Genomic DNA, 12,196 nt, shown 5'->3' on the forward strand with positions numbered 1-12,196 from the left:
GAACCCGCTGCTTTTCATACATTGAGCGAAGGAATTATTCTTTCATGTCAATATTGGCATCGCTCGGGCTGCCATTTTGCTGTGAAGCCCACAGCGCGGATTGTTCTGAATTGAATTCACTGGTCACCGGTTGTTGTCCGGTTGGTTTGTTGGTCGCAAGGTAGACCCCGCAGACATTGGCCCCGTCACCGCAGGTCAGGTCCTGACGCACATAATTATTGATATTCTGAATATCGGTCTGCGCGTGGGAACTCGAAGTATAACGGTAAAAATAAGTGCTGTATTTGTGGGTAGTGGTAAATGCACTCGCACTTACAGCGATAACAATGGCCGCCAGGCCTAAAAACTGTTTTTTCATGATGTAGCACCTTTATATCAAAAAGCGCGGAAAACTTTAAATGAAATTCGGACAATTATAGCCTACTCTCTGCCAGGTTTTCGGCTGATCCTGTGCGTGATCCATGACACCCGGTCATGGGATCCGCAATCAAAGCTTAGCTTTTTTGCCGTATCCTCCTTTCCCTGTCCGTGAGATATAATCCGGTAAACGTCAACAGCAAAAAAAAGAGATTGAATAAAAAGTGTCTTTTCCATCCCATGTGCCTGAACACGCCGCCGCAGGAACAAGGCTTTTGCGGAAAAGCACCGGCCAACGCCAAACCGATATAAACCGTAAACACCGTCATCAGGATAGCGGATAAAAATAAACCCGCATTGCGGTACCCGGGATGACAAAGCAAAGCAACTGTGAGTAATTCTATGGCAGGCAAGGTATAGATTAGCGTCCCGGCTGCCCAGGCAGGGAGTTGTTGCCGGTACATTTGCCCGCTGAACTCCGTAAAATCCATCAGTTTGCTGAAAGCGGTGTAGGCAAAGAGCAGGATCAGCAGAAATATAATGGCATCGGTAAAGGCAGTTGTTTTCATAGGTATGGGATCGCAATCAAATTTAGATCCCGCCGCTGGCCGGGTAAAGCCCATCCGTCACGTGTTGACACCTAAAAAATCACGCCTGATGCTTTCGATTCTCACAACCGGGTGTGATCAAACCGCTACAGATGATCCCTGGAAATGAGGCGGCTTAGGCTTTCCCTGCTCATTTCGAGGTAGGAGGCGATCATTCTTAATGGCGCATATTTGAATACCAGCGGGTTTTCCTTTCGTAACGCGCGGTAACGGTCTTCTGAATTCATGGCATTGAGTACCGTGCGCCGGAAATCCTTTCGCAATTGTTTTAACATATAGGACCGTATGAGCACTTTCGTTTCAGGATAACTCGTTGACAGAATATCCAGTTTCTTATAGGTCAGGGAGAGTAACTCTGCGTTTTCCAGTATTTCGATATAGACATCTGCAGGAGCTTTCAGGTAACCCTCGTAGGAAAAGATAATCTCACCCGGAGCCCAGAACCTGATCGTCTGCTCATTGCCGTCACTATCGTAGAAATAACAGCGGGCGAATCCGATACTCAGGTACCAAAGCCGGTTCTCGATCTGGCCTTCGCCGACAATGACCTGGTGCTGTTTGTAACGCTCGAGATGCAGGCCGGATAACAAGGCTTCCTTAAAAACGCCGGACAGATCGGTCCATCCGGCTAAATCATGTAATAATTGCTCAACGGACATAGGTGTAGTAATCAATTCCATATAAGGCTCGTCCTAACGGACAAGCGATCCTGACCGGAATGCCCCGGCCTGTCCAAAACTAATTGCCTGATTCCGGCAAAGCGGTTACATGACGGTCAATATTTACTTATTGTTAAATTATTGTAAATAAATATTTCCATGTAACCGATTGTGCTGATTCGGACACCTATTTTCATGATAGTTAAACATTTACCGATATGAAAATAGATTTTACCAAAGCGAGCTTTAAGGATTTTGAAAACATACCAGGGCTGGATGCTTTTCAAACCGCCGGGGAATTCCAGCAATACCTGGATTTTTTAAAACAGAACGGCCACCTCAATTACAGGATCGAATCGGTCAGCCCGGTCGGCCCGGAGATGGAACTTCTTTTACCCGGAGAAAGCATTCCAACTAAAGCCGTGTGCCTGGTTTCCAACGACTATCTCGGATTCAGCCAGCACCCTAAGATTAAAGAAGCAGTGATCGAGGGGATCAGCCGCTTCGGCACAGGTTCGGGGGCTTCACCGGCAATCGGCGGCCATTTCAGTTACCACGAACTGCTGGAACAACAGATTGCCAAATTCTATAAAAAAACGGATGCCATTTTATACACCACGGGGTATACCGCCAACAGCGCGACCTTGCAATGCCTGATGCACCAGGAAGACTTAGCCATTATAGATATGGCTGTTCACGCCAGCGTTTATGAAGGCTGCATCACCACCAATACCAAACAGTTCCTGCATAATAACCTGGATCACCTGGAACAGATCCTTTCCAAGGCCAAAGATGCGTACCGCACGAAATTCGTGGTTGTTGACGGGGTATACAGCCAGGACGGAGACATCGCTTACCTGGACCGGATCGCAGCATTGACCCATCATTACGGTGCTTACCTGGTGGTGGATGATGCCCACGGCATCGGCGTTGTCGGTGATACCGGGCGGGGCGTGATCGAGTTGTATGGTCTATTTGAACAGGTGGATATCATCACCGGAACATTCAGCAAGGCACTCGGCAATATTGGCGGCTATGTGATCGCCGGGCGCGAGCTGGTGAATTACCTTAAATTCCAGTCAAAGCAGCACCTGTTTTCCACGACAGCCACGCCTGCGATCATGGGCATTGTCAAAGCCATCGAACTGATCGACGAAGAACCTGCCTGGCGTGAACAGTTATGGCGAAACATTGATTACCTGAAAAGCGGGCTGGTCAGCCTGGGATTCGATGTAGGCACAACCTGTTCAGCGGTCATCCCCGTCAAGATCGGCGATATCCCCAAAACACTGGAAGCAGGCAGGTTACTGCTGCGTTCAGGCATATATACCAACCCCATCATGTATCCGGCCGTTTCCAAAAAGAACGCGCGTATCCGGATGAACGTGATGGCCACCCATACACGCGAACACCTGGACAAAGTACTGAATGCCTTTGCCGTCATTGACCATCAACTACATTTAACCGGAAAATCATGAAAACAACAGCTGAAAGGTATTATGCCGCCATGGAAAGCCAATTGTCAGAGGCTATCCTGAATGAATCGACCCTAACTGAGCAATACCGGGTTTCCATCCTGATCTGCAAAAAAGCCATGACCAAACTCAAGCGCTATATCTCCAGCTATGCTTTTGCGGACTCGGCGGAGGAGATCTATTTCTTTAAGGAATTAAAACCGCTGTTTTACAGCAAATACATTTATTTCATCAATATTTATAACTTTTTGATGCAGCTGCCTCCCTGCGGGGAGGAGGCCATACGTGCCTATATTAATTTCCACTTATCGGATCTCCAGCGCTTCTTTGATAACAACAAGGCATTTTACCAGTACTACCGTTCCCGCAGCACGCACATGGATGCCATTTACTATACCCGCGGTAGCTTCGATGTACTGATGGAATTGGAGGATTTTGAAGAAGACGAACAATACAGCACTTCTCATGACTATAAATTATCCAAGATCATAGCACATGAAAAGTTCCGGGATTACTTGATCCTTGAACTGGCGAAGGTCGGCAACGAGGGCCTGCTGCCGCTAAACGGGCATAAAGTGTTCCCGTTTAAACATCCGAACTGGACGGCCAGCCAGACGGACGCGGTAGAATTACTTTATTCGCTGAAGTCGTCGGGGGCGGTTAACCACGGCAATATCGACATCAGTGAACTGGTCTCTATTTTTGAATTTGTATTCCAGACTGAACTGCATGAGACTTATCATAAGCTTCTGGATATCAGCCGACGGAAGAAAGATATGTTCATCTTTCTGAACCGGCTCAAAAACAGCTTCGAGAATTTCATCAACGATAAGCTGGCTTTGATACTCCTCGCTGCAATGACTGCACTTTTTGCTGCCGCCCAATACTTGCAGCCATCTATCCATTTGGTGACGGCCAATTCCTTTAAATAAGGAAAGCAACGACCGCGAACCATCCGGCATGAGGACACGGCTCTTAAATTTTCATTTTAAATTCAGACTGCCTTGACCGGTTATGTTTTTTAGTCTATACCCGTCCATGCGGGTACGCGGATCAGGGATTAAGATACCACCCGTTCACAGGTGGTGAAACAAACCACAGATAGGTACCCACTTTTGTTTCGCCCGGCGGCATGGTGCTGTCAGGTTTAAAACAAAAGACTATGTTAAACGCGATATCCTGGCAGCAATATCTTACTGCCATACTCATCCTTATCGTAGCCTGGTATGCCTATATCGGCTTGCGTTACTACCGTACAGAACTGGCCGCCTGGTTAAAGATCAAGCCGGCAGCTCAAGGCACGGTGCCTCCGGTGGCCAATCAACTGACCGTTGTCATGGGTGCGGCAAAACCCGAAACCGATACCGGCCTTTACCCGGCTGAAGAGCTGCATTTCGCGGCTTCTGAGCCCGACGATATCAGCGACCAAACGCTGCCCAAAGGACCGGGCGATGACCTGCTGGCCGAAGCCATGGTACTCGTTGAGGCTTACGGAGACAATGATAACAAAACGGAATTCCTTTCCCTATTTAAGCTATTACTGGATAAATACGAAGTCTTTGCAGACGAGATCAGCCTGCCTGCAGTCATTACCCACCTAAAGACTTTCGCAACCCATAAACTTCCTTTTCAAATCCAGGCCAGTGAATGGCCTCTAACATTTGCATCATGAAAAAGATAACAGCAATTATCTCCCTGCTCTTGATCGCAACGGCAACGATGGCCCAGGATGGGAATGCCGGCATCAATGAAGCCACCAACCAGGTCAAAAGCTACTTCGCCACGGGTACCAATTTAATGTATGCCATAGGCGCTATTGTGGGCCTGGTCGGTGCCATCAAAGTTTATAAAAAATGGAATGACGGCGAGGGCGACACCGGCAAAGTCGCCTCTAGCTGGTTTGGCAGCATGATCTTCCTCGTTGTTGTCGCTACGGTCATCAAATCATTCTTTGGCATATGAGCTATCCGATCAACAAAGGCATCAACCGCCCCATCGAATTTAAGGGGTTGCGGGGACAGTACATCGGCTATTTAGGCGCAGGCCTGGTCATACTGCTGATCCTGTTCGCGATCATGTACCTCTGCGGAGCTTCCGTCTATGTATGCATGATCGTCATAGCGGGATTGGGTGGCCTGCTCTTTTACCAGGTATTCAACCTAAGTCACAAGTACGGCGAATACGGGCTCATGAAAAAAAATGCCCGGAAATATTTGCCTGCTTATTTAAAATTCAAAACAAGGAGGTTGTTTTATGAAAAACGCTGAGCAAATATTTCCGATCTACAAGGTCGAACACGACATCTTGTTATCCATGCAAGGCGAATTAAGCGTTGCGTACGAAGTCCGGCTGCCCGAACTGTTTACTTTATCCAATGATGAATACATGGCCTTTCACCAAACCTGGGTAAAAGCCATTAAGTTGCTGCCCAAAAATAGTATTTTCCATAAACAGGACTGGTTTGTCGCGTCAGTTTACCAGGCACAATTTGGGGACAAGACCTTTCTGAGCCATGCCAGCGAACGTTTTTTTAACGAACGCCCATATCTCGCACACCATTGCCTGATCGTGCTGACCAAAAGACCGGAGAACTACAAACCCGTTAATAGTTCCGTCAGTAGTTTGCTGCGCAAACGCCTGACCCCGGCCCAAAGTACCGACGCGGAACTATTCCGTGATTTCCTGGATAGCGCGGGCCAGTTCAAACGGGTGATGGAGGACAGCGGACTGGTGGCCTTACGCCGTTTGAATGATAATGAACTGGCCGGTACACTGGTCACACCAGGCATTTTAGAACAATATTGTTTCCTCCTCAGCCCGGATGATGAACCGGAACTGAAGGACATTCACCTCCGGGACGAATTGCGGATCGGCGATAACCGCTGCCAGTTATATACGCTGGCGGAAGCCGAAAACCTGCCGGCCTTATGCGGGCCGCGAATTACCTATGACCAGTACAGTACAGACAAAACCAAGTTCAGTACCGGCTTTGCCAGCCCGCTGGGTGCCTTGCTGAACTGCAACCATATTTACAACCAATATTTATTTATTGAAGACAGTGCCAAAACTTTAAAGAAACTGGAAGCCAAGAAGCTGCGCCTGCAATCGCTCTCGGCCTACTCCCGCGAAAACGCAATAGGCCGTGATGCCACCCAGGAGTTTTTGAACGAAGCGATCAGCCAGCAACGGCTTCCGGTTAAGGCACATTTCAACATCCTGGCCTGGACGGACGATAAGGCGCAACTGAAAGATGTCAAAAACAAAGTCAGTTCGGCGCTGGCCCAACTGGACGCCCAGCCCAAACAGGAAACGGACGGCGCTCCGCAGATCTGGTGGGCTGGATTGCCCGGCAACAGCGGGAACTTCCCGATGAATGATACGTTTGACACTTTCGCCGAACAGGCGGCCTGTTTTTTTAACCTGGAAACCAACTACCGGAGCAGTCTTTCACCCTGCGGAATTCGCCTCGGCGATCGGTTGAGCGGCAACCCGCTGCATGTCGACCTGAGTGATGAGCCGATGAAAAACGGCATCACGACCAATCGTAACAAGTTCATTTTAGGACCGTCCGGCAGCGGGAAATCCTTTTTCACCAATCATCTGCTGCGTAGCTATTATGAGCAGGACGCGCACATCGTGCTGGTCGATGTCGGCCATAGTTATGAAGGCCTTTGCGAATTTGTGGACGGCTATTACTTCACCTACAGTGAGGACAGCCCCATCAGTTTCAATCCTTTCTATGTAGGTGAAGGCGACACGCTGGATACTGAAAAACGGGAAAGTATTAAGGCTATGATCCTCGCGCTCTGGAAAAAGGAAGATGAAGGCGTGCAACGGTCGGAGTATATCGCCATATCAGACGCGCTTTTTCACTATTACCAATCAGACCCGGAGTTCGCCTGCTTCAATTCTTTTTACGAGTTTTTACAGGGGCCATTTTACGCAACCATGAAGGCTAGTAAAGTAAAAGATGAACATTTCGACATCGATAATTTATTGTTCGTATTACGGCCATATTATAGGGGCGGTGAATATGATTACCTGTTGAACGCAACAGAAAACTTAGATCTGCTGCACCGCCGCTTTATCGTATTTGAACTGGATAATATCAAAGACCACCCGATACTATTTCCAGTGGTCACGCTCATCATTATGGAAACCTTCGTGTCTAAAATGCGCAAGCTATCCAAGGAAACGCGTAAAATGATATTGATCGAAGAAGCATGGAAAGCCATCGCGCGTGAAGGCATGGCCGAATACATTAAGTATTTATTCAAAACGGTGAGGAAGTATTTCGGCGAAGCACTGGTTGTTACCCAGGATATTGAAGATATCATCAGTTCGCCTGTGGTCAAACAAGCCATTATCAATAACAGTGATTGCAAGATATTGCTGGATCAGCGCAAGTACCAGAACGACTTTCCGAAAATTCAGCAACTCCTGGGTATCACCGATAAGGAAACCGCACTCATTATGAGTATGAACCGGGCCAATGATGAACGCTATAAATACAAGGAAGTATTCATCAGTCTGAACGGGCAGTTGTCAAGGGTTTACCGCACCGAGGTGAGCYGCGAAGAATACTGGACCTATACCACGGAATCCGCTGAAAAAGCCAGAGTTAAAGCTTACAAAAAGAAATACGGCGATATCCGCAAAGCCATCGCGGTTATTGTCCGGGAAGAAGAACAAACTAAAAATAACGCCGCATGAAAAAACTACTGATCGGATGCATTGCATCATTTGCAGCTACGTTGTTTGTAGCCTGTGGACCCAAAAATCAAAATGGAACTTATGTCGCCAATTTAAAAGGTGAGTATTCGGTGGCCGAAGACACGATAATAATAAAGGACAACGTAGTCACCAACAGAGTCGGCTACAGAAGAATCCTGAACGGAAAATTAAAACCAAAAAAGTGGAGTGTAAATCAGTGGCGCTTGAATGAATGGGGTTCCGCCGTCATTGTTTTTGAGGGAAACGGATTATTGATCGGTGATACTCAATATAAAAAAATTGATTGATATGAAAGCAATAAAAGTCATAGCTATCATCGTATTAATCGGCCTGGCAAATGGAGTCCGTGCACAGATCCCGGTTGTTGAGGCGGTTAAACTCGTCGTCAAAAAAGTGATCAAGGCCGTCGACCTGAAAGTCCAGCGTATGCAGAACCAGACCATCTGGCTGCAAAACGCCCAAAAAACATTGGAGAACGAACTGTCCAGGTTCAGGTTGAACGAAATCTCGAACTGGTCCGAAAAACAGCGTTCCCTGTATGATGAATACTACCAGGAACTATGGAAGGTCAAATCCACTATTGCCTATTACCGGCGTATCAAAGACCTTACGTTGAAACAGGTAGCCCTGGTTGGCGAATATCAACAGGCCTGGAGACTTTTCCAATCGGATAAACATTTCCGGATCGAAGAGATCAATGAAATGCAGCGGGTTTACTTAGGCATTTTGGACGCCTCCGCTAAGAACCTCGACCAGATCATGCTGGTCGTCAATCCCGGAAAAACCCAGATGACCGACCAGCAGCGGCTGGAGGCTATTAACGAGGCCGGTGACCGGCTGGACGAAAACTACAGCGACCTGAAACAATACAATAACCAGAATATGATCCTCAGCCTCCACCGCAGCAAGGATCTGAATGAAGTGCAAACTATCAAAAACTATTATGGCATCCGTTGAACAGCTTTTGAAACAAGCAACCGGCCTTCGCCGGAACGCGAAGGCATTAATCGTATTTACTTTGGTAACAGTGGCTATGAGCCATTGCGCCCGGGCCCAAACTTTTGCGGAGTGGTTCAGCCAAAAGAAAACGCAAAAAAAATATTTGCTCCAGCAGATCGCTGCCTTGCAGATGTACAGCGGCTATCTGCAAAAAGGCTACGGTATCGCTAAAGGCGGCCTGGGTTCCATTGGCGGCTATATCGGCAATGAATATGGTTTACACAGCAGCTATTACACCCACCTGAAAAACGTTAGCGTCCCGGTCAGTACTAACCCACAGGTAAAGGACATCTTGCGCTGGCAACAGGATATTTTAAAGCAAACGTCAGCCATCAAAAGTCAGCAGGGCCTTACCGTTACCGAAATCAACTACCTCAATCAAGTTTGTGCCGCTTTATTAAACGACTGCGATGCCCGCTTAAACGACCTGCAAACGGTACTAACGGATCAAAAAACCGAAATGAGCGACGAAGAACGCATCCGGCAGATCGCCAGCCTTCATGATGCCATGCAGGATAATTACCGTTTTGCAGCTGCCTTTGGCAGCCAGGTTAAAGTTTATGCGCTGCAAAAGCAACAGCGTAAAAATGAAGTGACCACTTTAAACCGTTTGTATGAAAAGGATTAACAAAATCAAGCGTTATGGCGCTGTATTGGTTTTGATGCTAATTTTCAGCATCAGGGCCCATGCTCAAAGCGATGAATTGCAGCAATTGTTGTTAAACATCGAAAAGCTGACCCAATTCAAAGCGATCCTGTCCGATATGAAAAAGGGTTACCAGATCTACCAGCAGGGTTACGGTACCATTTCCAATTTATCGAAAGGTAATTTTGACCTGCACAACATTTACCTGACCGGCTTAATGGCGATTAACCCTGCCGTCCGCAATAACCCCAGGGTCGGCCAGATCATGAGCCAGCAAAATGATATTCTCAGCGAGTATAAGCGCTATGCCAGTTTGTTCCGGCAAAGCGGAACATTCAATAACAGTGAACTCAGTTATATTAATAATGTGTTCAGTCAGTTGGTGAAGCAAAGTGATGCCAATATCGACGACCTGGCCAGCGTGACGACTGCCGGTCAGTTACGGATGTCCGATGATGACCGCCTGCGGGCCATTGACCGCATTTATAACAGCAGTTCCGACCAGTTACAATTACTGCGTTTTTTCAACCGGCAAGCCGTGATGCTGAGTTTACAGCGAAGCAGGGACCTGAATGAAACACAAACGCTCAAGCGGCTCTATGGCATAACTCCGTGAAACGCTCTTGAGCGCCTTTGAACAAACATTAACAGCGCGAAAAAACTAAAATCAATCGTGATGAAAAAGAAGCAATTATTAAGCGCCTCACTGGTGCTGACGGGGATCTTCATTCCCTTATTTTCCAGGGCCGATGGGCTGGCGGATGATATTCATGGCCTGCAAGGCGTATTGGATAATGTCTATTCCGAAATGCTCCCCATGTGCAGCCAACTGATCGGTGTAGCCCGTGGTATCGCGGGATTCGGTGCGCTCTGGTATATCGCCGCGCGTGTATGGCGGCATTTGGCCAATGCCGAACCTGTAGATTTCTATCCTTTGATGCGGCCGTTCGCTTTGGGCATGGCGATCCTGTTGTTTCCGACGGTAATCGCGGTGATCAACGGTGTCATGAACCCGGTTGTAACCGCAACCGGCGGTATGGTCAAGAATTCGGATGCCGCTATCGCCAAACTGCTGGCCCAGAAACAGGCGGCTATTGAACAAACAAATACCTGGCAGATATATGTTGGTGAAACCGGTGAAGGGGACCGCGACAAATGGTATAAATACACCCATCCTGATGACACTGAAGGAAAAAATGACAAATTCCTTTCAAGCCTTGGCAACGATGTCAAATTCGCCATGGATAAAGCCAGCTACAAATTCAGGAACAGCGTCAAGCAATGGATGTCTGAAGTTTTGCAGGTGGTGTATGAAGCTGCCGCACTTTGCATCAACACCATCCGGACATTTTACCTGGTTGTATTGGCAATACTCGGCCCATTGGTATTTGGTATTTCGGTCTTTGACGGCTTCCAGCATACGCTGACGACCTGGCTGGCTAAATACCTCAACGTGTTCCTGTGGCTGCCTGTCGCCAATATTTTCGGCAGCATCATCGGGAAAGTACAGGAAAATATGCTAAAGCTAGATATCCAGCAAGTACAGAGCGCGGGCGATACCTTCTTCAGTTCCACCGATACAGCCTATCTCATTTTTTTAATGATCGGCATAGTCGGCTATTTTACGGTCCCTGCCGTTTCCGGTTATATCATCAATCCCGGCGGCGGTAATGGCCTGTTAAATAAAGTCACCAACCTGACAGCGATCAGCCTGAACCCGGTAAAATCTGCTTCCTACGCTACCGGTTCCAGGATGGCCGAAGGCGCTAAAAATATCGTCAATATGCCCGGCTATATCGCAGACGGCTACCGCTCGGCCGGTGCCAATGATGTACAGGCAGAAAAAATCAATGGTAACCCTAAAAAATAAGCATCATGTTCACACACCTCAGAAATATCGAAACCGCTTTCCAGCAGAATAAACGCATTGTCGCGCTGGTGATACTGAGCAGCGCCCTGATATCGGTTGCGGCCATTTATTTTGCTTTTACCGCCTACCAGAAAGCTTCGGCGCATATCTACGTGCTGGCCAACGGTAAGGCTCTGGAAGCCATCGCGGCTGACCGGAAAGATAATATACCCGTCGAAGCACGCGACCACATTAAAATGTTCCACCATTACTTTTTTACGCTGGACCCCGACGAAAAGGTGATCGAAGGTAACATCAGCAAGGCCTTGTACCTGGCCGATGAAAGCGCGCGCAACCAGTATAACGGACTTAAAGAGAAGAGCTATTACAATAACCTGATCTCCGGAAATATCAGCCAGCAGATCACGGTAGACAGCATCCAGCTGAATATGAACAGTTATCCGTATACCTTCAAGTGTTTCGCCACCGAGAAACTGATCAGATCTACTTCGACAATCAATAAGCTACTGGTTACGCAGGGTCAGCTACGCAATGTCAGCCGTTCGGACAATAACCCGCACGGCTTCCTGATCGAAAAGTGGGAAACTATCGCTAACCGGGATACCACCATCAATAACCAATGATACGCCGCTATAGCTACCGGCTCAATGACTGGTTCAACAGCCGCGGTGAATGGACGCAAATACTATTGTATTTCGGATTTTGCCTGGTATTCCTGTGCCTGCTGGCGCTGAGCATCTACTACAGTCATTTCGATGCGCAAATTAAACCGATCCCGGTACCGCAGCATATCGGCCGGCCATCCGGGCCAACTTTTAAAGACTCATTAACCCTAAAAAAACACTGAT

Annotated in this window: 16 protein-coding genes; 13 read left to right on the plus strand and 3 right to left on the minus strand. The window is 47.8% G+C overall.

Going from position 1 to position 12,196, the window contains the following annotated elements:
- Positions 1–34 precede the first annotated feature (34 nt).
- The 3 genes from AC1DV1_RS15580 to AC1DV1_RS15590 form a co-directional block, all read right to left on the minus strand.
- Positions 35–358, minus strand: coding sequence for a hypothetical protein (locus tag AC1DV1_RS15580; protein WP_477360758.1), 324 nt, complete (start codon positions 356–358; stop codon positions 35–37).
- Between the two features lie 136 nt (positions 359–494).
- Positions 495–926: a MauE/DoxX family redox-associated membrane protein gene (locus tag AC1DV1_RS15585; protein WP_477360760.1), complete on the minus strand. Its 432-nt coding sequence runs from the start codon at positions 924–926 to the stop codon at positions 495–497.
- A 125-nt stretch (positions 927–1,051) separates the two neighbouring features.
- Positions 1,052–1,624 (minus strand): Crp/Fnr family transcriptional regulator, encoded by a 573-nt coding sequence (locus AC1DV1_RS15590; RefSeq protein ID WP_477360762.1) that lies wholly within the window; start codon positions 1,622–1,624, stop codon positions 1,052–1,054.
- Between the two features lie 218 nt (positions 1,625–1,842).
- On the opposite strand from AC1DV1_RS15590, the gene AC1DV1_RS15595 reads away from it, so the two are divergent.
- From AC1DV1_RS15595 to AC1DV1_RS15655, 13 genes are all read left to right on the plus strand, one after another.
- Positions 1,843–3,102: an aminotransferase class I/II-fold pyridoxal phosphate-dependent enzyme gene (locus tag AC1DV1_RS15595; RefSeq protein ID WP_477360764.1), complete on the plus strand. Its 1,260-nt coding sequence runs from the start codon at positions 1,843–1,845 to the stop codon at positions 3,100–3,102.
- Positions 3,099–4,031 (plus strand): RteC domain-containing protein, encoded by a 933-nt coding sequence (locus AC1DV1_RS15600; protein WP_477360766.1) that lies wholly within the window; start codon positions 3,099–3,101, stop codon positions 4,029–4,031. The genes AC1DV1_RS15595 and AC1DV1_RS15600 overlap by 4 nt, the downstream gene beginning before the upstream one ends.
- A 230-nt stretch (positions 4,032–4,261) precedes the next feature.
- Entirely contained in the window at positions 4,262–4,771 is a 510-nt protein-coding gene (locus tag AC1DV1_RS15605) for a hypothetical protein (RefSeq protein ID WP_477360768.1), read from the plus strand.
- Positions 4,768–5,061 (plus strand): DUF4134 domain-containing protein, encoded by a 294-nt coding sequence (locus AC1DV1_RS15610; protein ID WP_477360770.1) that lies wholly within the window; start codon positions 4,768–4,770, stop codon positions 5,059–5,061. The genes AC1DV1_RS15605 and AC1DV1_RS15610 overlap by 4 nt, the downstream gene beginning before the upstream one ends.
- On the plus strand, positions 5,058–5,366 hold the full coding sequence (locus AC1DV1_RS15615; protein WP_477360772.1) for a DUF4133 domain-containing protein: 309 nt from the start codon (positions 5,058–5,060) through the stop codon (positions 5,364–5,366). Before AC1DV1_RS15610 ends, AC1DV1_RS15615 begins: the two co-directional genes overlap by 4 nt.
- Entirely contained in the window at positions 5,353–7,812 is a 2,460-nt protein-coding gene (locus AC1DV1_RS15620) for a TraG family conjugative transposon ATPase (protein ID WP_477360774.1), read from the plus strand. Before AC1DV1_RS15615 ends, AC1DV1_RS15620 begins: the two co-directional genes overlap by 14 nt.
- Positions 7,809–8,120, plus strand: a complete 312-nt coding sequence (locus tag AC1DV1_RS15625) for a hypothetical protein (protein ID WP_477360776.1) — start codon at positions 7,809–7,811, stop codon at positions 8,118–8,120. Before AC1DV1_RS15620 ends, AC1DV1_RS15625 begins: the two co-directional genes overlap by 4 nt.
- Positions 8,092–8,790: a conjugal transfer protein TraI gene (locus AC1DV1_RS15630; protein WP_477360778.1), complete on the plus strand. Its 699-nt coding sequence runs from the start codon at positions 8,092–8,094 to the stop codon at positions 8,788–8,790. The genes AC1DV1_RS15625 and AC1DV1_RS15630 overlap by 29 nt, the downstream gene beginning before the upstream one ends.
- Positions 8,777–9,460 carry a hypothetical protein gene (locus AC1DV1_RS15635; RefSeq protein WP_477360780.1) on the plus strand — a complete coding sequence of 228 codons (684 nt, stop codon included), beginning with the start codon at positions 8,777–8,779 and terminating at the stop codon, positions 9,458–9,460. Before AC1DV1_RS15630 ends, AC1DV1_RS15635 begins: the two co-directional genes overlap by 14 nt.
- Positions 9,447–10,094 (plus strand): TerB family tellurite resistance protein, encoded by a 648-nt coding sequence (locus AC1DV1_RS15640; RefSeq protein WP_477360782.1) that lies wholly within the window; start codon positions 9,447–9,449, stop codon positions 10,092–10,094. The genes AC1DV1_RS15635 and AC1DV1_RS15640 overlap by 14 nt, the downstream gene beginning before the upstream one ends.
- 60 nt (positions 10,095–10,154) lie before the next feature.
- Positions 10,155–11,348 (plus strand): conjugative transposon protein TraJ, encoded by a 1,194-nt coding sequence (gene traJ, locus AC1DV1_RS15645; RefSeq protein WP_477360784.1) that lies wholly within the window; start codon positions 10,155–10,157, stop codon positions 11,346–11,348.
- A gap of 5 nt (positions 11,349–11,353) precedes the next feature.
- Positions 11,354–11,971, plus strand: coding sequence for a conjugative transposon protein TraK (gene traK, locus AC1DV1_RS15650; protein ID WP_477360786.1), 618 nt, complete (start codon positions 11,354–11,356; stop codon positions 11,969–11,971).
- Positions 11,968–12,195, plus strand: a complete 228-nt coding sequence (locus AC1DV1_RS15655; RefSeq protein WP_477360788.1) for a hypothetical protein — start codon at positions 11,968–11,970, stop codon at positions 12,193–12,195. The genes traK and AC1DV1_RS15655 overlap by 4 nt, the downstream gene beginning before the upstream one ends.
- Position 12,196 lies beyond the last annotated feature (1 nt).

The organism is Mucilaginibacter sp. P4_D1 (assembly GCF_056401935.1).